The organism is Actinomyces massiliensis 4401292 (genome assembly GCF_000269805.1).
Classification (GTDB): Bacteria; Actinomycetota; Actinomycetes; order Actinomycetales; family Actinomycetaceae; genus Actinomyces; species Actinomyces massiliensis.
Map to the genome: position 1 here is coordinate 342,816 of NZ_JH711483.1, position 24,965 is coordinate 367,780.

Sequence of the window (24,965 nt, forward strand, 5' to 3'; positions counted from 1 at the left end):
GTGCTCTCGCAGCCGTCTGTAATGAGATGAGACAGATCATGCAGTGGCGCGGTGGCTGCTCGCGGGCCGTCCACTACGATGGGCCGTGTCTGCGCCCGGCAGGACCGGGCGATGGGGAAGCGGAGGACGCGGATGACGCCGCCGTGGGCTGTGCACCCCCACCACCAACAAGGGAGAAACCAGCGTGTCGATTGTCGACCGGATCCTTCGCATCGGTGAGGGCCGCACCCTCAAGAAGCTTGACGCCATCGCCACTCAGGTCGAGGCGCTCGCGGAGACCTATGCGGACTTCACCGACGAGGACCTCAAAGAGGTCACCACGGACCTCAAGGAGCGCTACATCGATGGGGAATCCCTCGATGGGCTGCTGCCGGAGGCATTCGCCGCAGTGTGCGAGGCGGCCGACCGGGTGCTGGGCATGCGGCCCTTCCACGTCCAGATCATGGGCGGTGCCGCACTCCACCTGGGCAATATCGCCGAGATGAAGACCGGTGAGGGCAAGACGCTCGTGGCGACCATGCCCTCCTTCCTGCGGGCGCTGACGGGCAAGGGCGTCCACGTGGTAACCGTCAACGACTACCTCGCCGAGTACCAGTCCGACCTCATGGGGCGCGTCCACCGCTTCCTGGGGCTGACCACCGGTTGCATTCTGACCGGTCAGACTCCCGCAGAGCGTCGTAAGCAGTACGCCTGCGACATCACCTACGGCACGAACAATGAGTTCGGTTTTGACTACCTGCGCGACAATATGGCTCAGCGCCCCGAGGATCTGGTCCAGCGGGGCCACGCCTTCGTCATCGTCGACGAGGTCGACTCCATTCTCATCGACGAGGCACGCACTCCGCTGATCATCTCCGGGCCCGCCACCGGGGACGTCAACAAGTGGTACAAGGAGTTCGCCAAGATGGCGGAGCGCCTGCGCGCGGGCAAGGACTACGAGGTCGATGAGAAGAAGCGCACGGTCGGCGTCCTGTCGCCCGGCATTGAGCGTGTTGAGGACTACCTGGGCATCGACAACCTGTACGAGTCCGAGAACACGCCGCTGATCGGATTCCTCAACAACGCGATCAAGGCCAAAGAGCTCTTCCAGCTCGACAAGGACTACATCGTGCGCGATGGCGAGGTGCTCATCGTCGATGAGCACACCGGTCGTGTCCTGCCGGGCCGCCGCTACAACGAGGGCATGCACCAGGCCATCGAGGCCAAGGAGCACGTGGAGATCAAGGCCGAGAACCAGACTCTGGCGACGATCACCCTTCAGAACTACTTCCGCCTCTACCCCGAGGGCTCGCGCTCGGGCATGACCGGCACCGCCGAGACCGAGGCTGCCGAGTTCGCCGGCACCTACAAGATCGGTGTCGTCCCCATCCCCACCAACAAGCCCATGATCCGCAAGGACCAGCCCGACCTGGTCTACACCAATGTCGCCGCCAAGCTGACCGCCGTGGTCGATGACATCTCCGAGCGCCACGAGGCGGGGCAGCCGGTCCTCGTGGGCACGACCAGCGTGGAGAAGTCCGAGCAGCTCTCCGCCCTGCTGAGCGAGCGGAAGATCCCCCACCAGGTCCTCAACGCCAAGCAGCACGCGCGCGAGGCCGCCGTCGTCGCCATGGCGGGGCGCAAGGGCGCCGTCACCGTGGCCACCAACATGGCCGGCCGCGGTACGGACATCATGCTCGGCGGCAATGCCGAGCACATCGCCGTCTCCGGGCTCAAGGAGGCGGGCCTGGATCCCGAGGAGAACGCCGAGGAGTACGACAAGGCCTGGCCCGCTGCGCTCAAAGCGGCTCAGGACGCCTGCAAGGCGGAGCACGACGAGGTCGTTGAGCTCGGCGGCCTGTACGTGCTGGGCACCGAGCGCCACGAGTCCCGCCGTATCGACAACCAGCTGCGCGGGCGCTCCGGCCGTCAGGGGGACCCGGGCGAGTCCCGCTTCTACCTGTCGATGGAGGACGACCTCATGCGCATGTTCGCCTCCAACGCCGCCCAGCGCATCATGGCCTCGGACGTCCACGACAACAACGTGCCTCTGGAGTCCAAGGTGGTCACGCGCGCCATCGCCTCGGCCCAGCGCCAGATCGAGTCGCGCAACTATGAGATCCGCAAGAACGTCCTGAAGTACGACGACGTCATGACCGAGCAGCGCGAGAAGGTGTACGACGAGCGTCATCGCGTGCTGAAGGGCGAGGATCTGGAGCCGCAGGTCGAGGCCTTCCGCTCCCAGGCCGTCGGGGCGATCATCGCCGGTCGTACCGCAGAGGGACGCTCCGACGAATGGGATCTTGACGCCCTGTGGAACGATCTCGGTCACCTCTACCCGGTGGGGCTCACCCGGGATGAGCTCGTCGATGCGGTGGGCGGCCTCGACCGCCTGACCTCCGAACGGCTGTCGGTCGAACTCTCGGAGGACGTCGCCGTGGCCTATGAGGACGCCGAGAGGCGTATGAATGACAACCCGTTGGCCCGCACGCAGCTCGGTGACGAGCCCATGCGGACCCTGGAGCGCCGTGTCCTGCTGGCCGTGGTCGACAAGCGCTGGCGCGAGCACCTTTATGAGATGGACTACCTCAAGGAGGGCATCGGCCTGCGCGCCATGGCGCAGCGCGATCCATTGGTGGAGTACGCCAACGAGGGCGCCCACATGTTCAAGGCGATGATGGAGGGCATCCGCGAGGAGACCATCGAGCAGATCTTCGCCAACGTCGGTCGCTTCGACGCCGCCGCGGCGCGCGCCGCCGAGGACGGCACGGCCGAGGCCGCTGCGACTGTCGCCGCTGCGGACGGCACCGCTGCGGCCCGTCTCAAGGTCGGAGCGGTCGGCTCCGGCTCCGCGGGTGGCGGCGTCCTGGGGTCCACCGGCCAGGAGTCCATGAGCCGGCGGGTGACCTACTCGGCCCCCTCGGAGGACGGCACCGCCACATCGACGACGTCGGGCTCCGCCTGGAGTGCGGCGGGCAGCGCGGGAGCCTCGGACTCATCGAGTTCATCGAGCTCGTCGAGCTCACGGGTGGCGGCGGGACGCGCTAGGGCCTCTGCGGATGGGGCCTCGCGCTCCGCCAACCGGGCTCAGCGGCGCGCCGCCAAGAAGAAGCGGAGGCACTGACCGCAGACCGGTGCGGCCGCGCAGATCCGGTGCCGGGCTCAGCCGATTTCGAGTGTCGACATGACCCACCGGCCACGATGAAGAACCAGAAGGGCCGCCGCGGCCCGAACCCGTGAGCCGTCATCGAGCAGGACGGCGGCCTCGCAGTTGCCCGACAGAGTGATCTGGGCGTGGACGCAGCGCGCCCTGGGGCGGGCGCGGCCGGGCTCGGTTCCCAGGAGGCGCATGGCCAGGCCCGCGCGGCGAGCCAGTGCTTCGAACATGTCGGGAGTGGTCCACCTCGCCAGGTGGTCCACGGGCCGGTGGCCGCTGAGAACCTCTGCGGCCGCCGTGACGATGGAGGCGGCATGGCGCCGCGGATCCGGGAGCTGTTCTTGCCCCGCTGTCGGCCGCTCGGTTGCCTTGGGCGCGGCTCGAGTGCTTTTCCGCTTGCTCTGCTTCCGGCGTCTGGTCGGGGCCTGGAAGTGCAGGCGGTCCCACTGCGCGTGTTCGGCGTCCGACTTGGGCGCGCGGGTGACGGTCCTGCCCGCCGGGGTGCGGGCGGCGGCCCTGGGCGTGCGCGGCCGTGGCCCGGACGGTTCCGGACGGCTCGGCGCGGGGCGCGTGGGGTGCGCGGGAGCGGAGCCCTTCCTGACTGGGCGCGGGAGCGGCCTGGTCGGGGCCGGTGTCGCAGTGGCGGCTGATGTGATGAGTGGCGTGACGGCTGGTGCGGCGGTCATGGTTGTTTCCTGTCCTCGGAGGGGGTGGGGCGGGCCTGGGCGAGTGCGTCGGGAAGCCGCAGCTCGGCTCCCGGGCGTAGAAGCGAGGGATCTGAGCCGATGGGCTCGGTGTTCGTCTCGTAGACCAGGGGCCAGGTCTGGACGATCTGCGCATCGGTGGCGTCGGGTCCGAGTGCGGCCGCGGTGATCGACCACAGCGACTCTCCGGGTTCGACGGTGTGCGTGTGTGCGGAGTCGGTCCGGGTCCCGGTCCCATCGTCGGGAGCGGAGCCGGACGAGGCGGCGGGATCGGCATTCTCCGCGCTCTCAACGGCCGGTGGGGCCGGCTCGGCCGGTGGGGAGTCCTGCGCGGACTCGGCGCCGTCCGGATCCGGGGCGGACTTGTCCGGCGGGGCGGCGGCCGCTCCGGTGCTCACCCGCCACCCCAGGTCATCAGGGGGTGCGGAGGCCGATGGGGCCGCCGTCGCGGCCGGCGAGATCGCGATCCCTGCGATCAGGGCGCCGGTGGTGATCCGGCGCACGAGCGGAGCGCCCCACCGCTGTAGTACGACATCGGCGCGCCCGCCCATGACGGTTCTGGCCGATGCGCCGCGCGAAGTCCTTGAGGTCGTTGAAGCCTGCGAAGTTATTGCCACGGCATCCCGCAGCAGGATCGCCAGCGCTAGCCCGGCGGACGCCAGATGCCACAGGCAGCCCGCGGCTCCGATCCCGCAGGCGAGCACGATCGCGATCTGGGCGATCTGGGATGTGCTCCACCAGGCGACTGGGACCGAGGCGAGGGCGGTGCCCGCAGACCAGGCGCTCGCCGCCAGCGCCGCCGTGCCCAGGGCCCCGGCCAGCGCGACGACAGTGAGGTGCAGAAGCGGACGCATGGGGATCTCCGTCATTGAAGATGTTGTTTGAGGTGATTTGATACTGCTTGATAGATCTCAGGTTGTCAAGAGTTCTTTAGGTGGTCAGGTTGATCGCTTGCGCCTCTGGCGGTTGAGGTGACTGCCGTATGTCGAGCGAGTGCGTGGTCTTGCTGCGTCCGCGTGGGTCGTGATGAGGTGCGGACATGGAATGGGACGCGCTGCTGGTCGACCTCGAGAGTCGGTTCGAGGCGGAGCGCCGCGCCGATATCGCGGCTCAGGCGGCGGACCTGGCGGAGGCCGAAGTCGCCGCTGTGCGGCTCGCCGATCGGCTCCGCGGCGCTGTTGGGCGCACGATCCGCCTGCGTACGCGTGGCGGTACCCCGGTTGATGGCGTGCTGGCGCGCGCCGAGGACGGCTTCGTGCTCATTGAGGAGGGGGACGGCCTTCAGGCTCTCGTCCCGACCGATTCGCTCGCATTCCTCGAGCCGCTGCCCGGCCCCGCGCCCGAGGCGATCGGTCGCCGTCCGACTTTTCAGGCCGCTGCCCGCGAACTGGCCCGTGCCGGCGCTCGAGTGCGCGCGGTGACCCCCGCCGGAGACGTCATTGGCCGGATCGGGCGAGTGGGGGCCGATTATCTGGATGTCGTCGTGGATGGTCCGCGCAGCGGCAACGGTCAGCGGCGTCCGCCGGGAGGGGTGCGGCCCGGGGTCGTCACTGTGGCGCTGGCCGCGCTCGACGTTCTGCGCAGCCGGTGAGCCGGCCGGTCCAGAAGGTGCTCGCCGGGCTCACTCCTTCTCGAAAAGCTGGCCTGCGGCGCCTGCGGCGACCATGTCGCGCGTGGCCTTGAGCTGGCGCTCGATGTAGGCGTCGAAGGCGCTCTCGGGGACCCTCCATAGGCGACGGGCGCCCACCTGGATCGCCGGCAGGTCTCCGGACTGGATGAGGGCGCGTACGCCCTGAGCGGACAGCTGCAGATTTTCGGCGACCTCGGCAATGGTCAGGAACTTGTCTTTCATGGCACGATGATGACATCCCGGTGCACAGCGCGCCATCCCTGAACAGTCCTGTGGATAGTCAAAGATGCTTCCAGAATATCCCAGGGCCTCATGAGTGATCAGGAGAAACTCATGGTCCTTTCCCGTCGTGGTCCCGCACGAAATGCACATGCAGACTCCGCACGCCCCGCGCGCGGGCATCGTTCCACATGGCGTGATCCGCGCCTGACCGGCGGTCTCGTCCTCATCGGCGCCTCCGTCGCCCTGGGATCCTGGGCGGTGAACGCCGCCGCAGACACCCAGCAGGTCTACGTCCTCAGCCGGGACGTCGCGCCCGGGCAGGATTTGACGGCCGATGGGGTCCTGTCCCTGGTGGACGCCCATCCAGGCACCGATGCCTATGTGAGGGCCGGCCAGTTGCCCGAGAGCGCCGTCGCCCAGAGATCCCTGAGCGCTGGTGAGCTCCTGCCCACCAGCGCCGTGGGCAGCGAGACCTCGGATGACCTGCGCGCGGTCGTCCTGAAGGTCTCTTCCGGTCTTCCCGCCGATACCGGTGTTGGCGACGCCGTCGACCTGTGGGCTCTGCCCGCCGCCCAGGTCACTGCTGACGATGAGCGCACCCAGGCCGAGGTGATCGCCGAGCACCTGATCGTCTCGACGGTCGGGCAGACGGGGGAGAGCCTCATCGGGCAGAACACCACCGAGGTCGAAGTCCTGGTTCCGGCCGATTCCGTGGCCGAGGTTCTCACCGCCGTCGGCGGAGACGGGGCCCTCGTCCTGGTGCCCGGCAATGCTGGGAGCTGAGTGAGATGGCCGAGCGACTGCATGGGGTCCTCCTGGCCGTCTCCGGGGAGGACGCGGACCTGCTGCGAGCGATCGATGCGCACGGATCCGGTTTGCGCGTGGTGCGCCGCTGCGCGGATACGGCCGAACTGCTCAGCGCCGCCATGGCGGGCCTGGCCGCGCTCGTGGTGGTGGATACGGAGTTCGACGACCTCGACCTCTCTGTTGTGGATCGACTGGCGCGTGCCGGTGCGACCGGCATCGTCCTGACGTCCGCCGATCAGGCAGAGCGCTGGGCAGTGGCCGGATGGTCGGCTGAGGAGCGGAGCATCGATCCCGGTGCGGTGCGGGCCCGTTTGCAGGTGCTCGCCCACGCCGTCGAGAACGGGCCTCCGGCCCCGACCATGCGGGTCACGGCTCCTTCCCAGTCGGATGATGGGGCCGACGATCAGTTATGGGCCGAGCTGGCGGCCATCGAGCCCTCGGCCCCGGCCGTGCCGGAAGACACCGGGGGCGCAGACGGTTCCATCCCGGTGGAGAAGGCCCCGTCGCCCGCAGAGCCCGAAAGGCGTCCTTCCGATGCGTCCGACGGCGGTCCGCCCCATGGCGCCGGCGCGCAGACGAGTGGGACGAATGGTGCGGACGGCAGCATCGTGGTGGTCTGGGGGCCCCGCGGCTCCTACGGGAGGACAACGATCGCGGCAGCGCTGGCTCACAGCCTGGCTCCCGCAGGTGGCACGATCCTCGTCGACTCCGACCTGGAGGGGCCGTGCCTCTCCCAGGTCCTCGGATTGCCGGAGAACTCCTCCGGACTGGCGACCGCCGCACGCCTGGCGGGGCATGGCAGGCTGGATGAGGAGACCCTGGGCGAGCTCCTGGTTCCCGTCGGAGAGTCGGAGCGCCTGCTGTCCGGCTTGGGGCGCCCCGGGCGCTGGCGTGAGCTTCCGCCCTCGGCCATGTCCGAGGTGTGGAGTCGCTGCCGCGGCTTGGCCGCCTGGACGGTCGTTGATGTCAGTGGCGGGCCGATCGACGACTCGGTCGACGAGTACACCCTGGAGCCCGGCAGGGGCGCCGTGGCTGCCGAGCTCGTGCGCCGTGCCGACGTCGTCCTGGTGGTGGGCGGGGCGGATCCCGTCGGAGTGCGCCGGCTGCTGCAACTGCTGGGGGACCTGGACGACGAGATGCGCCCGGCCGGCCGCCTCGAGGTGGTGGTGACGCGAGTACGGTCGAGCGTCGCCGGGCCCTCGCCGCAGCGCGCCGTCAGAGACGCCCTTGAGCGCTACGGCCGGCTCAGCGACGTGACGCTCGTGCCCGACGACCCGGTGAGCGCCGACCGCTGCATGATGGAGGGGCGGGCCGCCACCGAGGCGGCGCCCGACAGTGCGCTCGGACTGGCCTTGGCGGGGCTCGCGGATCGAGTCGCCCCGGATGCGGCCGCTTCTCGCCGGGCGGTCAGGAAGGCGCGCCGCGGGCTCGGGCTGCGGCGGCGCGAGAGCCGGAGCGCTCGGGCGAAGCGGGCGCGCCGGTCGGCGCGGTCGGGCGGCCCGCAACGAGTCGGGGCGGGGACGCCGTCTTCTCCCACCGGTGGGTCGCCGTCGATTCCCCCATCGCATCGGGGCGCGGCGATGGGGTCGGGGCCCGCGCACCCACGGGGCGCAGTGCCTCCGCCTCCTCCACCACCGCCGGATGCCGGGACCGAGACCGCGGGCGGAGAGCGGATCTCGCCCGCCACGCGTGAGGGGCGGCACCGGGGACGGCGCGCCAGGTAGCGGCGGGGCGCTGTACGGCGTGCGGGACGAGACGCATGCGGCGCACTCGGGCGCGCTCGGGCACACTTGGGCCATGCGTGTCTACCTGCCTGCGACGGCCGCCGACCTGTCTGCGCCGACCATCAGTCCTCGGACGGCTCACGCGGTCACGTCCGCCCTGGCCCGGGCCCTGCCCGATGAGGATGAGGAGACTCTGGAGGCCTCGGCGAGCTTGTGCGCGGCGGACGCCTCCTTGATGCTCCTGAGCGGGCCTGGCGCCGGGGTCCTGGCGGATCGCCGGGTCGTGATCGCGGCGGACGTCGACGCCGCAGCAGTCTCGGAGGTCCAGGTGAGTGAGGAGATCCTGCCCGGCACGGTTCAGGTCGGGGCCCCGGTGGCTTGGGAGGCGGTGGCTGCGCTGCTGGTCGATGAGCGGGAGGTCGAGGTGGACGTGCGGGCGGCGCGCACGGGCGACGAGGCTGCCTTCGAGCGGGTCGGGGAGGCCGACTTGCTGTGGTTCGACGTCTCCGAGCGCGAGTACCTGGCTGCTGAGCTCGGCTGAATGGGCCGGTGGGGCCGGCCCGTTGCGGAACTCGGCCGGCTATGAGGCGGTGATGCGAAGCGTCGAGCCCACGGGCGTCGTGGTCACCTCGATACGGTCGGGCACCTGCCGACGGAGCTCCTCGATGTGGGAGACGATGCCGACGGTGCGACCGCCCGCCTGAAGGCGCCCGAGCTCGGCGAGAACAGTCTGAAGGGTCTCGGGGTCGAGGGTGCCGAAGCCCTCATCGACGAAGAGAGTCTCCATGGCGACGCCTCCGGATTCAGCGGTGACGACGTCTGCCAGGGCGAGGGCCAGCGAGAGGGAGACGTAGAAGGTCTCCCCGCCCGAGAGCGTCTTGGGATCGCGCACCACGCCGGCGCAGAGGCGGTCGATCACGCCCAGGCCGAGCCCGCGGTCGCGGCGTCCGGCCGAGCCGGTCTCATCGGCGACGCGCACGAGCTCGTAGCGTCCCGATGACATCTGAGTCAGGCGATCGTTGGCGAAGACGAGGACTTCGGCGAAGCGGTCGAGCAGGACCCATGTGGCCAGGGGGGTGGAGGCATCGTTGCGACCGGTGACCAGGGCGGCGACCTGTGTCAGCGCCCGGCTGCCTGCGAGGATGTCGGCGAGCCGGACGGCGGCCCTATCGACGGCCTCCAGGGCCTCCTCAAGGTGCCTGTGGGCCTCTGAAGCAGTCGCATGGGCCGCCAGTGCGGTCTCGCGCGTCTTCTCGGCGGCCTCCTGGAGTCGGCGGGCGCCGGCGACATCGGCGGTCTCCTCACCGGTGAGGGTGCGGATCCGCGGGTCCTCAGTGAGTGCGTGACGGACGCGCTCGCGGTCTGCGCGGATGCGGTCGACCGCCTCGGCGAGGACCGTGAGCTCGGCGGCCGGCAGAATGGCCTGCTCGGCCTGACTCGCCGTGGTGAAGCCGGCGGCTGCCAGGGCCTTGCCCAGGTCGTCCGATGCACTGGTCGCCTCCCGGGCGGCGGTGCGGACTGCCGCCAGGTGCGAGCGCGCCGACTCGGCGGCGTCTGCGATGCCGAGGAGCGCGTGATGCCGGGCAGCGACCGTGGCGTGCTCGCCGCAGGCGTCAGCGCAGCGTGCTCGGTCCTGCTCAAGGGCGTTCTGCGCTGCTTCGAGGCGGGCTCGATCCTCGGCGAGGGCGGTGCGGTCCGTCTCCAGGGCGTCGCGCATGGCGGTGGTCTCCTCGGCGAAGCCGGCGAGCTGCTCGGTCAGCTCCGCCAGGGGGCGCGAGGCCCGTGTGAGCGACTGGAGGTGTTCGGCCGCCCCGGCCAGAGCGTCATCGAGTTCTGCGAGGGGCCGCATGCCCGAGGCCTCGAGAGCGGTGCGGTGATCGCGTTCCAGATCACTGTGCTCACGCACCCGTTCGGTCAGATGCTCGTCGGCGCGGGCTCGCTCGGCGTCGGCCTGCTCGACCTGGGCGCGGCTGACCGAACCGGCCTCGGGGTCGGCGGGGGCGGGGTGCTCCGGGGAGCCGCACACGGGGCAGGGCTCGCCGTCTACGAGCTCGGCGACGATGGAACCGGCCGTGGCCTCAAGCCAGGCGCGGTGCTGAGCGGCGGCGTGCGCCTTGGCAGATTCCACGGCTTTGGTCGCCTCGACGACGGCCTGCTTGCTCGCGGCGAGCCGGGTGTCGAGCGCCTCGGCGCGAATGGCGGCATCGCGCCGCGCGAGGGCGGCGTCGCGATCCACGCGGGCCTGGGGGAGCCGGTTCTCCGCCTGGCGCGCGGTCTCGAGCGCGGTCTCGAGTTCGGCGTGGCGGGCGGGCCGGGCCTCAAGCGCTCGGATGTGTTCATCCAGATCGGTGCGGCGCGCGTCGAGGAGGTCCTGATCGCGCTCGAGCGCCGTCCGCCGGTCGCCCAGGTCTGCTTCGAGGGCGACCAGCGGCTCAAGAGATCCGGCGAGGGTGCGAGTGCGGGTCGCGAGCGCGGTCAGCTGAGACTCGGCGTGCTGGAGACGTTGCGATTCCCCGGAATCCTCGGGGGCGTAGGGCGCCTGCGGAGCAGAGGTGAGGATGGCTTCGCATTCCTCGAGGATCGGGCCGATGGCTGGGATGTCCTGGGTGTCTGTGCTGTCAGTGTTGTCAGTGCTGTCGGTGTCATCGGTGCTGTCAGCGATGCTGTCGGTAAGGATCGTGCTGGTGGCGCTGACCTTGACAGTGTTCAGGGTCCGGGACAGTGCCTGCGTCGCCAGGTCGCGTGCGGCTGCGAGGTCTCGCAGGGTGCGCGCGTGCCGGTGCAGGGCGGTGGCGACCTGGGAGGCGCGGCGGGCGGCGTCGAGACGCGTGGTATCGGCGTCATGAGCGGCGCGGTGCGCATCGAGTTCGGCCTGCTCGGCCAGAAGCGCCTCACGCCTGTCGAGCCGCTGACGCAGCTCGACGGCGGCCTCGGTGGCGGCATGCGCCGCACCGGCCTCCGCCCGAGCGCGTTCCACGGCCTCGGCCAGCGGGGCGAGCGCGGCACGGCTGCGGGCGAGGGCCTGCTCACCTATGGCGGCGATGGCGTCGGTGTCCGGGACCGGGGCGCCGGCCAATTCAGCCAACTGAGCCAGCTCAGCCAGTTCAGCTGATTCGGCCGGCTCAGAAAGCTCAGCCGTCTCAGACAGCTCAGCCGACTCGGGCGCCTCGCTCAATTCAGTACGCCGTGGGGCCGGGAAAGGTTCGGCGTTCTCTTGCGCATCGTCGGTGACGATGGTGGCGGAGAGAGCGCCCGGAGGAGGGTCGTCGTCGGCGCTGGGGATGGGCAGGAGGGCCAGCAGTGGGGCAGCGACCTCGACCCGGGCCTGCAGTGCTTGGCGGGCCGCCTGGGCCTCCCGGTCCGTGAGCCGGTTGCGTTCGGCGATCTCGGCCTGGATGGCGTCGAAGATCCCGGTACCGAAGACGTCGCGCAGCAGGGTGTGGCGCTCCGCTGAGGTCGCCCGCAGAAATCGTGCGAAGCGCCCCTGGGGCAGGACGACGGTCTGCGTGAACTGATCCCGGCTCAGGCCGACGATGCGGTTGACCTCGGCGCCGACGTCTTCCAGCCGCGTGATGGGCTCGTCAAGGGCATGCCCGCCGGGTGCCGACAGGCGCCATAGTTTGGCCGCGGCGTTCTGGCGCGTGGTGCCGGTACCGCGCTTTTTAGGACGCCAGTACTCGGGGCTGCGCAGGATTCGGTAGACGCCGGCCGACGTGGAGAAGGTCAGATCGACCTCGGATCGGGCGGCGGCATCGACGAGAGTGGAGCGCAGGCGCTGCTTGGACGAACCGCTCGAATCGGCGACCTGCCCGTAGAGGGCGAAGACGATGGCGTCGATGATGGTCGTCTTGCCGGAACCGGTGGGGCCGGTCAGCAGGAAGCGGCCGGAGGCGGTGAAACGGTCGAAATCGATGGTCTCGGTGCCCGCGTAGGGACCGATGCCGGTCATGATCAGCGTATGCAGACGCATCAGTTCATCCCCTCCGGGCCGGTGCGCGCGGCGTCGTAGGCGGTGGCCATGACGGCCCGTTCATCGGGATCAGCCGGGCGGCCGAGCATCTCGGTCAGGAAGCGGTCGGCGATATCCAGCGGATCACTGGCCCGTGTGACGGATATTCGATCGCCTTCGGCCTGCGGGGGCGGGGTGTGGGAGAAGGCCAGGAGATTGGGCAGTTCGGCTTTGAGGAGCGCCATGGCGTCCGGTGGCATGGCGCCGGACAGGGCGACCCGCACCCAGTCTTCGCGGTGCGCGGGGGCGAGAGCCAGGATCTCGTCGAGCGTGCCCGTTAGTGTGGTCGCCCGGTAGGGCAGGGGCGCGGGGATGCGCTCGAGGCGGGTTGCGCCGCCGGAGCCGATATCGAGCAGGACGGTGGATTTGGGGGAGTCCGCCTCGGGGAAGGAGAAGGGAAGAGGACTGCCGCTGTAGACGAGGCGGGGGCCTTTGCCGTCGGTGCGGATCTCTTGGGGACGATGGAGATGACCGAGAGCGACGTAGTCCAGACCGCCGGACTGCTCGGCCAGGGGCGAGCCTCCCAGGCCGGTGTAGACGCCTCCGGGAACGGAGTCGACGCCGCCGACGCGAATATCCCGTTCGGACTCGGCAGCGGGCTGCCCGCCGACGACGAAGGCGTGGGACATGACCAGGGCCGGGACCCGGACTGCCGCTGCGGCGCGCCGAGCGGTGAGATCAGCGGCGACCAGGCGCAGGGCGCCCGAGACGACGGCTTCATGGCTGCGGGGCAGACGAGGCCTGACGGCGGGAGCCGCCGGGGAGCCGGAGGCGGGCGAACCCGCGGGTGCTGATGCGCCCTCGGGCGCGGCGTCGGAATCCCCGACGGGATCCTCAACGGTCTCTCCGAGCCTCTCGGCGAGGATCGGCGGCAGGGACTCGCGAGCGGCATCCGGATCGAGATAGGGCAGGGCGTAGACGTACAGGCCGTCCGCGCCGTCGAGGCCCGGGATGACGACCGGGCGGCCGACCTCGGCGGTGCGGGCGCGAATGGTCAGGCCCTCGCGCAGGAGATCGGCGCCGAAGCCGAGGCGCTGTGCGGAGTCGTGGTTGCCCGGGGTGAGGATCACCCGGGTCACCTCCGAGAGGCGGCGCAGGGTGTCATCCAGAAGGCGGACCGAGTCGGTGGGCGGGATGGCGCGGTCGTAAACGTCCCCGGACATGACGACGGCATCGACCTCCTCGCAGCGGGAGAGCTCGACGAGGTGGTCGGCGAAGGCCGCCTGGGCGTCATCCAGGAGGCGCCCGTGGAAGGTGCGCCCCAGATGCCAATCGGAGGTGTGCAGGATCCGCATGACCGCACCCTCTCACAGGGGTGCGACACGAATGACCGTGCCTTGCCCGCCTCTTGCCCGGAAGGCCGTGGTGGTCAGTCCTTGATTCAGTCCTTGACAGTAGGAATGGTGAGGATCGTGTCCACATCCATGCGGGTGGGCGCGAAAGCTGCCAGGTCGCTGTCCGCGGGGTGTCCCAGGGCGATCCCGACGGCGAGTGTCTCGTCCTCGCTGATGCCCATGACCTCGCGGACCACGTCGGGATGATGTACGAGCGAGTAGGCGTTGATGGCCCCCAGCCCCTTGTCGACGGCGGCCAGGGCGAGCAGCATCGAGAAGGCCCCCAGGTCGTGAATGGACCACAGGGGGGAGTCCTTGGGAATGGTCACGTACAGCGCCGCCTGGGCGTTGAAGAGCCGGGTCTGGGACGCGGCGAAATCCTGTGCCGTCTCGCCCAGGGCCTCGATCCTGCCGCTAAGGGCCGCCATGTTGGCTTGGGCGGCAGGCGACCACTGGGTGCGAGACATGACCGGGAAATCCGAGTTCCCCTTCTCGCCGGCGGCCGCCTTCTGGGCGAAGCGCTCCTTGATCGTGGCGAGGGCGGCGCCGGTGGCCGCGTAGACGCGCCAGGGCTGGGAGTTCACCCATGACGGCGCCCGCTGGGCGGTGCGCACGATGTCCACCAGATCCTGGCGGGACACGGGCTGTTCGGTGAAGTCGCGGACGGAATGGCGCTGGGCAACGACCTGCTTGAACTCCATGGTGTCTTCCTCTCCGGACGCGGGCGCATCCGCTCGGAGAACATGCGGCCCGCTTCGGGCATTCCGGGCGTGGGCGTCTTCGTGAGTGACTCGTCGGCCCTAGTTTCCCGGTTCTTCTCGACGGAGGCGGATGGGATGGACGGAGTTTTGCGACATGAACGGAGGTTTCTCCCATTCTTCTGAGAGCGGGGGCGCGAAGAATGGGAGAAACCTCCGTTCATGTAACGAACTACCGTTGATGTCGAGCCGTCAATAGTATGCGGAGACCTGCTGCGACGGACGGAGGTCATCGTCTTCCGGTGAACCGGTCTACTGGCAACGGTCAGAGGCTCGTTTGGTCAGTGGTTCGTTGAAGGTGCTGGTGGAGCGGCTATCGCAGAGATTTGGTAGGCAGTCGCCTCATCTTCTTCTATCAGCGGAGCAGTCCGACGCCGAAGTCGGTGGCGCAGATGGAGCATATGATGCGGCGGTTCGCCCAGAAGCTGGCCGAGCACGGCTTCGTCACCATTGCCGCCGACGCCGCCTATCAGGGCGCCTCGGGCGGCACACCGCGCCAGACGGATCGACCGGCCAACCGGGTCGAGGACATCCGGGCAATGGTCGATTTCATCAGCACCTATCCCGGTGTTGACGCCCAGCGCGTCGGGGCCCTCGGCATCTGTGGGGGCGGTGGTTACACCATCCAGGCGGTCAAGACCGACAAGCGGGTCAAGGCGGTGGCCACCGTCAGCATGTTCAACAGCGGTCGCGTCCGCCGTAACGGCTTCCTCGACGCCCAGATGGACTCCATCGCCGAGCGCCTGGAGCAGGCGGTGCAGGCCCGCGCCAAGGAGCTGGACGGCGAAGTGGAGTACACCGGTACCCATATCTCGCATCGGCTGGAGCTGACTCAGGAGCAGCTCGAGGAGATCCCCGCCGGTCTGTACCGCGATGGCACGGTCTACTACGGCATAACCCATTTCCACCCCAATGCCACTCCGCGCTACACCACCAGCAGCCTGATGTACTTGATGGCCTTCGATGCTGAGAACCAGGCCGAATTGATCGACCAACCACTGCTGATGATTGCGGGCAAGGATGCTGATACCCGTTACATGACCGATGCCGTCTTCGACAAGGCCACCGGCACCAGCAGCAAAGAGCGCTTCCTGATCGACGGCGCCACTCACATCGAGACCTACTGGAAAGAGCCCTACGTCACCCAGGAGGCCGACAAGCTGATCGAATTCTTCAAGCGTTACCTGTAAGGCCCAGCTTCGGCTCCCATGCCCCGGAGCGTCCTGACGGCACGCATCGTCGGGGCGCTCCGTTCATGGCGGCTACACGTGAGTCGCTAAATAATTTGCTCGCCATTGAAGGTCAATCAAGGAGGATGATGAGCGGTTTTGTAAGTTCCTTCATGAAAAACATGATGGACGGAGGAACTGTTCGTGATTTCCTATACTGGGTCGGACCGTGGGGGCTGATGGCCGGCCTGATTTTGCGTATCCCTCCAATAAATGCGATGACACAACTGGTGCATTGGTTGGGAATTCCAATACGATGGATCCCCGACGTTGAGGGGTGGATAGGTGTGCGATCCTGGGCTGTATTCTGCATCTCCTTTGCTTTCTTTGCTGTCGGAGCGATTGTTTGGACGAGAGAAGAAGTCTCGAGAGATAAGGTTCTTTTTGTGGAAGTGTGGTCGCTACTGTTCATGTTTCAGTCGCATGGCGCTGGATCACTGCTGTTTCCCGTATTTTTTGCCGCCGCAAGGATTGCTTTCTCGTGGGCTCTGGCAAAGTGGGCGGACGCGAGTTACTATGGTTTCTATCGGGGTCTTCATGTGGTCATATATTCTATGATTGACACTGTAATGGCCCCAGTGGCTTTGTTCTACTTCCGTCGAGGTGATCGTGTCGCCCGGGTACAGATCGAAGGGCCAATCTCAATTGAAGAGCTAGAAGATGAAAAGCCTATTGGTGCTGTAGATATTTCTGAGTATGCGCGAAAATGAAAGGTGGCCATCAAGCCGGATGGCCTCGGCGCCGATCCCAGTGCTTATTTCCGAGGAGGCCACTAGACTGCCGTTCGTACAGGCAATGGTGGATTTCGCGTCTAGGCTCGCTTCCGATCGCAGTGCCCAGGTCGCTGCTAAGCGAAGACTGAAGCCGGATCATGCAACACCGCTTCATCTGCTTCATCCACGTCGCCGTCGGCAATGGCGCCGCGTCACATTGCTTCAGTGCCGCTTCACCGCTTCACCGTGCTACTCCACCAAGTCGCCCGCCGGGCGTCGCTGAATTTGCTGAACATCGCTGAAAATCGCTGAACATTGCCGAATTGGTCTCAGGAGACCTCGACCATGCCGGAGGCGACCAGCGCGATAATGACCGCGCCCAGGATCACGCGGTAGACGAGGAAGCCGGTGAACTTGTTGGAGGAGACGAACTTCAGCAGCCATGCGATCGTCGCGTAGGCCACCAGGCCCGAGACGATGGTGGCGATGATGGTGGGGGTCCAGCCAATATTGCTGCTGATGTCGCCTGCCGCCGTCACCGCCTCGAGCAGGCCCGCGGCGATGAGGGCGGGAATGCCCATGAAGAATGACAGCCGCGTGGCCGTCACGCGATCGAAGCGCAGGAAGAGCCCGGCGGAGATCGTCGCGCCGGAGCGGGAGATGCCCGGAAGGACGGGCGCGAGAGCCTGGAAGGCGCCGATGATGAGAGCGTCCTTGACGCCCACCTGGCTCATGCCCTTGCCGACCGAGGCGTGAGTGGCTCCTGCCGGGGCGTCGGACTGCTGGTCGGCGAACCACATGACCACGCTCCAGATGATGAGCGCGCCGGCGATCACCCACAGGGAGCGGGCCGTGACCTCGATGAAGTCCTTGAGCACCAGCCCCACGGCCGCAACCGGGATCGAGCCCAGGATGATGCCCCAGCCCAGCGTGTAGTCGGGGTCGCTTCGGGCGCTCTTGGACCGCAGGCCCTTGAACCAGGCCGTCACGATGCGGACGATGTCGCTCCAGAAGTAGATGACGGCCGCCAGGATCGCCCCGATCTGGATGACGGCGGTGAAGGCGGTGATGCCCTTGTCGTTGATGTCGTAGTCGAGGAGCTTCTCGACGATGTTGAGATGGCCCGTCGAGGAGACGGGCAGGAACTCGGTGATGCCCTCAATGATGCCGAGGATGACGGCGTGCAGCCAGTTCATGGGTCTCCCAGGATGGGGTCGGACGGGGTCGCCCGAAGGTTATCGCGCCGTGATGCGGTGCTGACAGCCCTGCGGCGTTGACCTGGTCTCACTCTGCCCCGCTGACTCTTGCTCGGCTCTTACTCGCCTCACTACTCGCCCCGCTCGGCCTCAGTCTGTCTCCTTGGCAAGAAGGGTCAGAACGGCGTCGTGCAGCGGACCATTGGTGGCCACGGCGTCGCCGCCCCACGGGCCGGGCTCGCCCGCCAGCGAGGTGAAGCGCCCTCCGGCCTCGGAGACGATCGGGACGAGCGCTGCCATGTCGTAGACCTCGAGCTCGGGCTCCGCCGCCACGTCGACGGCGCCGGAGGCCAGCAGCATGTAGGACCAGAAGTCGCCGTAGGCGCGCGTGCGCCAGCAGCCCTGCATGAGCGAGAGCATGCCGCGCAGCCGCCGGCGGTCCACCCAGCCGGACAGGGAGGAGTAGGACAGGGAGGCGTCCTCCAGGTCGGCGACGCTCGAGACGTGCAGCTGTCGGGCCAGGGCCAGGGACCGCCCGCTCCAGGCGCCGCCGCCCTTGACCGCCCACCAGCGCTTGCCCAGCGCCGGTGCGGAGACCAGTCCGACGACGACTTCGCCGTCCTCCGCCAGGCTGATGAGGCTCGCCCATACGGGCACCCCGCGCACGAAGTTCTTCGTCCCGTCGATCGGGTCGATGATCCACTGGCGCGGGGAATGCCCCGTCGTCCCGAACTCCTCGCCGAGCACCGAGTCCCGGGTGCGCGCCCGCGACAGGTAATCGCGGATGAGGCGCTCGGCCTCCCGGTCGGCGACGGTGACGGGGGTCAGGTCCGGCTTGGTCTCGATCTCGAAATCCTGGTTGTCGAAATGCGCTTGAGTCAGCGGATCGACCTGGTCCGCGATCGTGTGGGCCAGGTGCAGATCGTCGCGCCAACGGCGCTCGCCGGTTCGGGACGGGGGAGAGCTCTCGATCATGACACCACGGTAGCGGGGACGACCCCACTCGCTCGGAGCGACAGTGCCGCGTCAGGCGCCGGGGTCGGGGAGGTCCGCTCCCGCCCATGTCCATGAGGATCGCGACCCGGGATCCCGACTCGTAGACGGCGTGTGATAATCGGGAATCGCTGGATTCTGTCGGGACCTGCCGGGATCTGTCGAGAGGGGTGGAACGCGATGACTGCACCTGAGGTGCACGCTCACGAGGGTCACGAGAGTCACGAGGGTGTCGTGCGGTGCTCATGGGCTGAGGCGAGCCAGAGCGAGCGGCTCTATCACGACGGTGAATGGGGCGTGCCGCTGCGCAATGAGCGGATGCTGTTCGAGTTGCTGTGCCTCGAGTCGATGCAGGCGGGATTGAGCTGGCGGACGGTTCTTGAGAAGCGCGAAGGGTATCGTCGGGCATTTCATCACTTCGACATCGCCCGTGTCGCCGATATGGAGGACGGCGAGCTGACTGCCCTGCTTGGCGATTCCGGAATCATTCGCAACAGGCGGAAGATATGGGCGATCCGTGCGAATGCGCGCGCCGCGCTTGCGGTGAAAGAACAACAGAACCTGGTGGACTACCTGTGGCGGCATGTCGGTGGGTGTCCGGTGCAGAATGCGTGGCGCAGCGTCGCAGATGTGCCTTCCATGACAGAAGCCTCCGAACGAATGAGTCGTGATCTCAAGAGGGATCATTTCAAGTTCGTCGGACCAACCACCTGCTATGCGTTTATGCAGTCCAGTGGAATGGTGAACGATCACCTTGTCGGCTGCTACCGACATGGGGAGGTTCAGGGCGCTGTCAGAGACTGATGGAGTCATCTGGAATCAACTGAGCGTGATTCGGGAATATCCGGGAATATGCGGGAACGGCGGAAACATGCGCCGTGAAGTCGCATTGCGCGCTTATGGGGTCGCGTGGGGGAGCGACGGTGGCCGTGGCCGGCATGCGCCCCGCGTCTCATACCGGCCGGAGGGCATGAGACGCGGGGGCGACGGGTGAGCGCGCTCCGCGCCCGCTCAGGCAGAATGCGCCGCGCCGGGATACTGGGCCGGGTCGTAGTCCCGCTCGGGGTGAGCCGGCCAGCCGATGACGCTGTGGCCCGTGTCCAGGGCGCGGATCTTCTCGCGATCGGAATCGGTCAGGACGACGTCGAGGCTCGCCAGGTTCTCCGCCATGCGCTCGCGGTGGGTGGACTTGGGAATGACGACGACGCCCTCGTCGAGCAGGAAGCGCACTGTCACCTGGGCCGGCGTGGCGTTGTGCGCCGTCGCGATCCGAGTCAGGACGGGATCGTGCAGAAGGCCCGCCTCTCCGGCGGCCAACGGGCTCCACGCCTCGACCTGACAGCCGGCGTCGTCCAGCAGTGGCCGCAGCGCGCGCTGCTGGAAGTACGGGTGGAGCTCGACCTGGTTCACAGCGGGAGGAATCTCCGCGGCCCGCACGACCTCGCGGAATTCGCGTCCGAAGAAGTTCGACAGCCCGATGGCCCGCGCCTTTCCGCCGGCGTACGCCTTCTCCAGGGCGCGCCAGGCGCCCACCTCGTCGCCCATGGGCCAGTGGATCAGGAGCAGGTCCACATAATCGGTGTTGAGAGCCCGCAGAGAATCCTCGAAGGACTTGGTGGTCTCGGCCTGTCCCGCGCCCAGGGTCTTGGTGACCAGGAAGACGTCGTCGCGGGCCACGCCGTCGGCCTCGGCGCCGCGCAGGGCCGCGCCGACTCCGGCCTCATTGCGGTACAGGGCGGCGGTGTCGATGTGCCGGTAGCCGACCTCGAGCGCCTCGCGCGCGCAGCGCTCCGTGATGGCGGGATCGATCAGATAGGTGCCGTAGCCGAGCGCGGGGGCGGTGACCCCTTCCGCCAGGGTGATGTACTGCACGAGATGCTCCTTCGAGCTTGTTGCCGGTGATGCTGACCTCGACCGCGACGCCACCGCGGGCCGGTCGGCTCGCAGACGGGCGAACACGACGGCGCGCCGCCGCACCTCTCGGGCGCCACGGCGCGGCCGTCGTGAGTCGAGTCCGGTTCCCGAGCGGCTGAGCCGCTCTGAACTCAGATCTCTAGCAATACCTTAATGGCGCGGCGCTCGTCCATGGCGGCATATCCCTCGGCCGCCCGCTCCAGCGGCAGGCGCATGGTGAAGACCCGCCCCGGGTGGATCTCGCGCTTGAGGATCCGGTCGATGAGATCGGGCAGGAAGCGGCGCACCGGCGCGGGGCCGCCCAGCATGTTGACCTCCGCTCCGAAGAGCTGCTGCCCGTCCAGGCTCACGCCGTGGGCCACGCCCACGAATCCGAGGTGACCGCCGGGCCGGCACGAGGCGATGGCCTGGTTCATGGACACCTGGTTGCCGACCGCCTCGACCACGCCGTGGGCACCGTAGCCCCCGGTGAGCTCCTTGACCTTGGCCGCGCCCTCATCGCCGCGCTCGGCGATGACGACGTCGGCCCCGAACTCGCGTGCGAGCGCCGCCCGATCCTTGTGGCGGGAGAAGGCGATGACCTGCTCGCTGCCGAGGGCCTTCGCGGCCAGTACGGCCGACAGACCCACAGCGCCGTCGCCGACCACCGCGATCGTCTTGCCGGGGCCGGCCGCGGCGGCGACGGCGCCGAACCAGCCCGTGCCGAGCACGTCGGAGGCGGCCAGCAGGTCCGCCACGACATCGGGGTCCTTGGGCTTGCCCCCGGGCACGACGACGAGCGTGCCGTCGGCCAGGGGCACACGCGTGTACTGGGCCTGCGTATCGCCCATGAAGCCGCCGTGGATGCAGCGGGACTGGAAGCCGTCCTCGCAGATCTCACAGGTGTTGTCCGAGACGCAGAAGGAGCCGACGACGAAGTCCCCGGGCTTGACGCTGGTGACCTCCTCGCCGACCTCGACGACGGTCCCGATGTACTCGTGGCCCATGGGGCGGGCGGCCGCAAGCGGGCTGATACCCCGATAGGGCCACAGATCGGAGCCGCAGATGCAGGCGACCTCGATCTTGAGGATCGCGTCGGTGGGCTCGACGATGCGCGGGACCTCGCGGTCCTCAACGGTCACCTCTCCGGGGGCGTGCATGACGACGCCCCGCATGCTGGTGGGCAGGGCAGGGGTTGTGGTGCTCATGAAGTCCTCCATGTACTGGCGTCCGGTGGTGCTCGGGCGCTGTCGTTTTCGAGCCTACGGGCCGTTCTCGCTTTGTCCCAGGCACTGTCGGGGCCACCCCGATCGCTGTCAGCCGAAGCTTCGACTGCCCCCGGGCGCGAGAAAGCGCGAGGAAGCGGTAGGAAAACAGGAGAAGGCGTGCTGTAGGCGGCTTTTTCGCTCAGTCCGGAATTGCGATCCGGCGAGCATGGGCAAGCATGGGACAACCGGGCCTCGCGCTGCTCGGGGCCGGAACCGCTCAGTGGACTCGTGGCTCGTGAGCGTGCCCGGCTGCGGTGTCCCGGAGGGCGCTTCAGACGGCGTTCCCGGAATTCCCGGAGCGATCCTGTGCTTCTCGCGCTCCGGAGCGCGGCCGGGGCAGCACCAGCGGAGTGCCGGTGAGCGGATCGGAGATGACCTGCACCGGCAGGCCGAAGACCTTCTCCACCATCTCGGCGGTGACGACCTCCTCGGGGACGCCGTGGGCCAGGATGGCGCCCTCGTGCATCGCAATGACCTCGTCGCCGTACCGGCAGGCCTGATTGAGGTCGTGGAGGACTGCGACGATCGTCGTCCCCAACTCGCTGTTGAGCTCGCGGAAGAGCTCCAGGACATCGACCTGATGGGCCAGATCCAGGTAAGTGGTGGGCTCGTCCAGCAGGAGGATGTCGGTGCGCTGGGCCAGGGCCATCGCCACCCAGACCCGCTGGCGCTGTCCCCCGGACAAGGAGGCCACCGGACGAGTCGCCAGGCCGTCCACGTGGGTGCGCTCCATCGCCTCGCTGACCGCCTCGTCGTCGGCGGCGGACCACTGGTGCAGGATCGACTGATGCGGATAGCGCCCGCGCGCCACCAGCTCGTGCACAGTGATCCCGGGGGGTGCGATCGAGGACTGGGCCAGCAGGCCCACGCGCCGCGCCAGCTGCTTGGGACTCATGGTGGCGATATTCCGGCCGTCGAGGATCACCTGCCCCGAGCCGGGAGACAGGATGCGGGTCAGGGATCGCAGCAGCGTCGACTTCCCGCAGGCGTTGGGGCCCACGATCATCGTCACCGCTCCCGGCGTGATCGCCGCGGTCAGGTTCTCGATGACGGGGCGGGCCGGATGGTAGCCCAGGGAGATGCCCTGGACCTGCAGGCCCGTGGGGGAGGGCCGGCTCTCCGGAGCGCCCGAAGTGTCCTCGGAGGTGAGCGCCGGGGGCACTGTCGCGCCTACTTCTTCACCGTTTCGGAGACCTTCGTGAGCACCGTGCGCGCCGCCGTCGGCCCCGCGTTGAGGAAGAAGGGGTCGTCATCCACCTGCACCGCATGGTCCGATGAAACGGCCTGCAGTGCGGGCCACAGGTCCAAGGAGGTCAGCTCGGAGGCGTCCCCGCCCTGGACTCCGTACAGGAGCCAGCCGCCGTCGGCCTTGTCGAGCTCCTCCTTGGAGATGTCCTGCGAGACATCGTCGGTGAACTGCTGGCCCTCGGGCCTGGCCGCGCCCATGTCCGCCAGGACGGAGCCGGCGAAGGAGACGGCCCCGAAGATGCGCAGGCGGCCCTCGGTCACGCGCAGCAGGGAGACGGTGGCCTGCCGATCAATGGACTCTCCGGCCTTGGCGGCGTCGGTGTGGAAGGAGTCCAGCCACGTCTGGGCGGTGTCCGGCTTGCCCAGGGCGTCGGCCATGAGCAGGAAGTCCTGCTTCCAGTTGGTGCCCTTGCCCTGCGTGACCACCGTGGGCGCGATCTCGGACAGGGAGGCGTAGAGGGAGGCCGCGTCCTTGCCCGAGTTGTTCATGAGGATGAGGTCGGGGGAGCGGTCGGCGATCGACTCGACGTCGGGGGCCTTGCGACTGCCGACATTCTTCATTTCGGCCAGGGCGTCGGCGTCCTGCGGGAAGGCCTCGGCGAGATAGCTCGGAATCAGCTCCGCGCCGTCTCCGGCCGTGGAACCCACCGGGACGAATCCCAACGTGAGTGCAATGTCGAGCTGACCGGTGCCGGTGATGACCACCCTGGTGGGGGCCTGCGTGATCTCCGTGCTGCCCTGGAAGTGCGTGACTGTGCGAGGGAAGACGTCATCGCCCTGGCCCGAGCCCATGCCGTCGGGGATGCCGGTCGGCACCGAGGACGTTGGGGGTGCCGAGCTGCTTCCCTCGCCTGCGGCCCCCGTTCCGGAGGAGGCCGGGTCGGGCGAGTCACCGCTCTTGGAGGAGCAGGCGGCCAGGATCGGTGCGATAGCGGCCAGGCCCGCCAGGGACAGGGTGGAGCGTCGGCTGTAACGACGACTGTAGAGCGATGTCATGTGCTTAGGCTAACCTGGGCGGCAGTATTTTTATCAAGGACCGTCCGGAAGAAATGAGACAGAAGTGGTCCAGATCGCCTTCGAGGCTCCCAGCGGCAGCATGCCGGCGGTGCTTCCGGAAACTGTTGTCGGACCGCAGTGACGACCACGGCGATGAGCGGCGCTCGTGCCGCCCTCGGCAAGCCCGGGGCCGGGGCGCGAACAGGCGGCACGCTCCTGATCTGCCTGGCCCTGGTGGGGCTGCTGGGTCTGCTCAGCCTCGCCATCGGCTCGCGCGGCCTGACCCTCAGTGAGGCCTGGACCGGTCTGATCAGCCATGACCAGACCGTCAACTCCATCGTCGTGTGGCGATTGCGCATGCCGCGCACCATTCTGGCCATCGTCGTCGGCGCTTGCCTGTCCGTGGCCGGGGTCGTCATGCAGGCCCTGACCCGCAACCCGCTGGCCGAGCCCGGCATCCTGGGCGTCAACGCCGGCGCCTCCCTGGCAGTGGTCCTGTCCATCTCCCTGCTGAGGATCTCCGACGTCCACGGCTACCTCTGGTTCGCCTTCGCCGGCGCCGCCCTGGCCGCCGTCCTGGTTCAACTCATGGCCCGTCGCAGCGCCGACGCCGGTCCTGCTCGCCTCGTGCTGGCGGGCGTGGCCCTGGGGGCCAGCCTTCACGCCATCACCGGCACCATCACCATGTACGACGCCAAGGCCTTCGAGTCCTACCGCTTCTGGGTGGTGGGCTCCCTGGAGGACCGCGATGCGAGTCTGCTCACCTGGCTCTGGCCCTTCCTCGCCGCGGGTCTGCTGCTGGCGCTGGCCTCGGGCCTGACACTCAACGCCCTGGCGCTGGGGGAGGAGCAGGCCAGGGCGCTGGGCGTCAGTCCCGCCCGCGTGCGCGGGCTCGCCCTGATCTCCATCACGCTCCTGTGCGGGGCCTCGACGGCCGCCGTCGGTCCCATCTCCTTCGTCGGCCTCGTGGTTCCCCACGTGCTGCGCCTGGCCCTGGGCGCCGATCAACGACGGTTGCTGCTGGGCTCCCTCGTCGCCGGGCCGGTGCTGCTGCTGGCCGCCGACGTCGTGGGGCGGGTCCTCATACGCCCCGACGAGATGGAGG

The 24,965-nt window shown here is 68.5% G+C and carries 21 protein-coding genes; 9 read left to right on the top strand and 12 right to left on the bottom strand.

All coding sequences use genetic code 11. The features are described from left to right. Positions 1-184: 184 nt before the first annotated feature. Complete coding sequence (gene secA, locus W5W_RS0113185) at positions 185-3,103, top strand: preprotein translocase subunit SecA (RefSeq protein ID WP_008731328.1); 2,919 nt, start codon at positions 185-187, stop codon at positions 3,101-3,103. A 38-nt stretch (positions 3,104-3,141) separates the two neighbouring features. Here secA and W5W_RS16770 read toward each other — a convergent pair whose 3' ends face one another. Together W5W_RS16770 and W5W_RS0113195 are read right to left on the bottom strand one after the other, a co-directional pair. Next, positions 3,142-3,822, bottom strand: a complete 681-nt coding sequence (locus tag W5W_RS16770; protein ID WP_017195732.1) for an Rv3235 family protein — start codon at positions 3,820-3,822, stop codon at positions 3,142-3,144. Next, positions 3,819-4,694 (bottom strand): LysM peptidoglycan-binding domain-containing protein, encoded by an 876-nt coding sequence (locus W5W_RS0113195; protein ID WP_017195733.1) that lies wholly within the window; start codon positions 4,692-4,694, stop codon positions 3,819-3,821. Before W5W_RS0113195 ends, W5W_RS16770 begins: the two co-directional genes overlap by 4 nt. A gap of 185 nt (positions 4,695-4,879) precedes the next feature. Here W5W_RS0113195 and W5W_RS0113200 point away from each other — a divergent pair, with 185 nt between their 5' ends. Beyond that, positions 4,880-5,431, top strand: a complete 552-nt coding sequence (locus W5W_RS0113200) for a Fis family transcriptional regulator (RefSeq protein ID WP_008731324.1) — start codon at positions 4,880-4,882, stop codon at positions 5,429-5,431. Between the two features lie 30 nt (positions 5,432-5,461). Here W5W_RS0113200 and W5W_RS0113205 read toward each other — a convergent pair whose 3' ends face one another. Further along, positions 5,462-5,692 (bottom strand): helix-turn-helix domain-containing protein, encoded by a 231-nt coding sequence (locus W5W_RS0113205; RefSeq protein WP_017195734.1) that lies wholly within the window; start codon positions 5,690-5,692, stop codon positions 5,462-5,464. Positions 5,693-5,896: 204 nt separating this feature from the next. Between W5W_RS0113205 and W5W_RS0113210 the strand changes: the two genes are divergently transcribed. The 3 genes from W5W_RS0113210 (at position 5,897) to W5W_RS0113220 (ending at position 8,764) form a co-directional block, all read left to right on the top strand. Continuing rightward, on the top strand, positions 5,897-6,475 hold the full coding sequence (locus tag W5W_RS0113210; protein ID WP_029574326.1) for a hypothetical protein: 579 nt from the start codon (positions 5,897-5,899) through the stop codon (positions 6,473-6,475). Positions 6,476-6,480: 5 nt separating this feature from the next. Then, complete coding sequence (locus tag W5W_RS0113215) at positions 6,481-8,223, top strand: CpaE/TadZ family protein (protein ID WP_017195735.1); 1,743 nt, start codon at positions 6,481-6,483, stop codon at positions 8,221-8,223. Between the two features lie 73 nt (positions 8,224-8,296). After that, positions 8,297-8,764: a DUF6912 family protein gene (locus tag W5W_RS0113220; protein WP_029574327.1), complete on the top strand. Its 468-nt coding sequence runs from the start codon at positions 8,297-8,299 to the stop codon at positions 8,762-8,764. A 39-nt stretch (positions 8,765-8,803) separates the two neighbouring features. Here W5W_RS0113220 and W5W_RS0113225 read toward each other — a convergent pair whose 3' ends face one another. The 3 genes from W5W_RS0113225 to W5W_RS0113235 all read right to left on the bottom strand — a co-directional run bounded on the left by W5W_RS0113225 (position 8,804) and on the right by W5W_RS0113235 (position 14,267). Further along, positions 8,804-12,193: an AAA family ATPase gene (locus tag W5W_RS0113225; protein ID WP_017195737.1), complete on the bottom strand. Its 3,390-nt coding sequence runs from the start codon at positions 12,191-12,193 to the stop codon at positions 8,804-8,806. Next, the gene (locus tag W5W_RS0113230) at positions 12,193-13,527 is read right to left on the bottom strand and encodes an exonuclease SbcCD subunit D (protein WP_008732553.1); all 1,335 of its coding nucleotides are present in this window, start codon (positions 13,525-13,527) and stop codon (positions 12,193-12,195) included. The genes W5W_RS0113225 and W5W_RS0113230 overlap by 1 nt, the downstream gene beginning before the upstream one ends. A gap of 86 nt (positions 13,528-13,613) precedes the next feature. After that, complete coding sequence (locus tag W5W_RS0113235) at positions 13,614-14,267, bottom strand: nitroreductase (RefSeq protein WP_017195738.1); 654 nt, start codon at positions 14,265-14,267, stop codon at positions 13,614-13,616. A gap of 449 nt (positions 14,268-14,716) precedes the next feature. Here W5W_RS0113235 and W5W_RS0113240 point away from each other — a divergent pair, with 449 nt between their 5' ends. Beyond that, entirely contained in the window at positions 14,717-15,514 is a 798-nt protein-coding gene (locus W5W_RS0113240) for an alpha/beta hydrolase (RefSeq protein ID WP_017195739.1), read from the top strand. 128 nt (positions 15,515-15,642) lie between these two features. Beyond that, positions 15,643-16,263, top strand: a complete 621-nt coding sequence (locus W5W_RS16255) for a hypothetical protein (RefSeq protein ID WP_154650356.1) — start codon at positions 15,643-15,645, stop codon at positions 16,261-16,263. Positions 16,264-16,595: 332 nt separating this feature from the next. Here W5W_RS16255 and W5W_RS0113245 read toward each other — a convergent pair whose 3' ends face one another. After that, the gene (locus tag W5W_RS0113245; protein WP_008732558.1) at positions 16,596-17,462 is read right to left on the bottom strand and encodes an undecaprenyl-diphosphate phosphatase; all 867 of its coding nucleotides are present in this window, start codon (positions 17,460-17,462) and stop codon (positions 16,596-16,598) included. A gap of 150 nt (positions 17,463-17,612) precedes the next feature. After that, positions 17,613-18,437, bottom strand: a complete 825-nt coding sequence (gene hisN, locus W5W_RS0113250) for a histidinol-phosphatase (protein WP_017195740.1) — start codon at positions 18,435-18,437, stop codon at positions 17,613-17,615. Positions 18,438-18,635: 198 nt separating this feature from the next. Here hisN and W5W_RS0113255 point away from each other — a divergent pair, with 198 nt between their 5' ends. After that, positions 18,636-19,259: a DNA-3-methyladenine glycosylase I gene (locus W5W_RS0113255; RefSeq protein ID WP_017195741.1), complete on the top strand. Its 624-nt coding sequence runs from the start codon at positions 18,636-18,638 to the stop codon at positions 19,257-19,259. A gap of 207 nt (positions 19,260-19,466) precedes the next feature. Here W5W_RS0113255 and W5W_RS0113260 read toward each other — a convergent pair whose 3' ends face one another. The 4 genes from W5W_RS0113260 to W5W_RS0113275 all read right to left on the bottom strand — a co-directional run bounded on the left by W5W_RS0113260 (position 19,467) and on the right by W5W_RS0113275 (position 23,860). Continuing rightward, positions 19,467-20,327 carry an aldo/keto reductase gene (locus tag W5W_RS0113260; protein WP_017195742.1) on the bottom strand — a complete coding sequence of 287 codons (861 nt, stop codon included), beginning with the start codon at positions 20,325-20,327 and terminating at the stop codon, positions 19,467-19,469. Between the two features lie 173 nt (positions 20,328-20,500). Continuing rightward, on the bottom strand, positions 20,501-21,556 hold the full coding sequence (locus W5W_RS0113265) for a zinc-binding dehydrogenase (protein WP_029574329.1): 1,056 nt from the start codon (positions 21,554-21,556) through the stop codon (positions 20,501-20,503). A 331-nt stretch (positions 21,557-21,887) separates the two neighbouring features. Further along, on the bottom strand, positions 21,888-22,778 hold the full coding sequence (locus tag W5W_RS0113270; protein WP_017195744.1) for an ABC transporter ATP-binding protein: 891 nt from the start codon (positions 22,776-22,778) through the stop codon (positions 21,888-21,890). Between the two features lie 8 nt (positions 22,779-22,786). Then, positions 22,787-23,860 carry an ABC transporter substrate-binding protein gene (locus W5W_RS0113275; RefSeq protein ID WP_017195745.1) on the bottom strand — a complete coding sequence of 358 codons (1,074 nt, stop codon included), beginning with the start codon at positions 23,858-23,860 and terminating at the stop codon, positions 22,787-22,789. Between the two features lie 153 nt (positions 23,861-24,013). Here W5W_RS0113275 and W5W_RS15070 point away from each other — a divergent pair. After that, a partial coding sequence (locus tag W5W_RS15070; RefSeq protein ID WP_050980406.1) for a FecCD family ABC transporter permease occupies positions 24,014-24,965 on the top strand: 952 nt, incomplete at its 3' end.

What these genes read in the sequence shown, in the direction of transcription:
- W5W_RS16255 (WP_154650356.1), top strand. Translation starts at nt 15,643, where the DNA reads ATGAGCGGTTTTGTAAGTTCCTTCATGAAAAACATGATGGACGGAGGA.
- hisN (WP_017195740.1), bottom strand. Translation starts at nt 18,437, where the DNA reads ATGATCGAGAGCTCTCCCCCGTCCCGAACCGGCGAGCGCCGTTGGCGC.
- W5W_RS0113205 (WP_017195734.1), bottom strand. Translation starts at nt 5,692, where the DNA reads ATGAAAGACAAGTTCCTGACCATTGCCGAGGTCGCCGAAAATCTGCAG.
- W5W_RS0113200 (WP_008731324.1), top strand. Translation starts at nt 4,880, where the DNA reads ATGGAATGGGACGCGCTGCTGGTCGACCTCGAGAGTCGGTTCGAGGCG.
- W5W_RS0113230 (WP_008732553.1), bottom strand. Translation starts at nt 13,527, where the DNA reads ATGCGGATCCTGCACACCTCCGATTGGCATCTGGGGCGCACCTTCCAC.
- W5W_RS16770 (WP_017195732.1), bottom strand. Translation starts at nt 3,822, where the DNA reads ATGACCGCCGCACCAGCCGTCACGCCACTCATCACATCAGCCGCCACT.
- W5W_RS0113225 (WP_017195737.1), bottom strand. Translation starts at nt 12,193, where the DNA reads ATGCGTCTGCATACGCTGATCATGACCGGCATCGGTCCCTACGCGGGC.
- W5W_RS0113245 (WP_008732558.1), bottom strand. Translation starts at nt 17,462, where the DNA reads ATGAACTGGCTGCACGCCGTCATCCTCGGCATCATTGAGGGCATCACC.
- W5W_RS0113235 (WP_017195738.1), bottom strand. Translation starts at nt 14,267, where the DNA reads ATGGAGTTCAAGCAGGTCGTTGCCCAGCGCCATTCCGTCCGCGACTTC.
- W5W_RS0113255 (WP_017195741.1), top strand. Translation starts at nt 18,636, where the DNA reads ATGACTGCACCTGAGGTGCACGCTCACGAGGGTCACGAGAGTCACGAG.
- W5W_RS0113220 (WP_029574327.1), top strand. Translation starts at nt 8,297, where the DNA reads ATGCGTGTCTACCTGCCTGCGACGGCCGCCGACCTGTCTGCGCCGACC.
- W5W_RS0113195 (WP_017195733.1), bottom strand. Translation starts at nt 4,694, where the DNA reads ATGCGTCCGCTTCTGCACCTCACTGTCGTCGCGCTGGCCGGGGCCCTG.
- W5W_RS0113275 (WP_017195745.1), bottom strand. Translation starts at nt 23,860, where the DNA reads ATGACATCGCTCTACAGTCGTCGTTACAGCCGACGCTCCACCCTGTCC.
- W5W_RS0113240 (WP_017195739.1), top strand. Translation starts at nt 14,717, where the DNA reads ATGGAGCATATGATGCGGCGGTTCGCCCAGAAGCTGGCCGAGCACGGC.
- W5W_RS0113265 (WP_029574329.1), bottom strand. Translation starts at nt 21,556, where the DNA reads ATGAGCACCACAACCCCTGCCCTGCCCACCAGCATGCGGGGCGTCGTC.
- W5W_RS0113215 (WP_017195735.1), top strand. Translation starts at nt 6,481, where the DNA reads ATGGCCGAGCGACTGCATGGGGTCCTCCTGGCCGTCTCCGGGGAGGAC.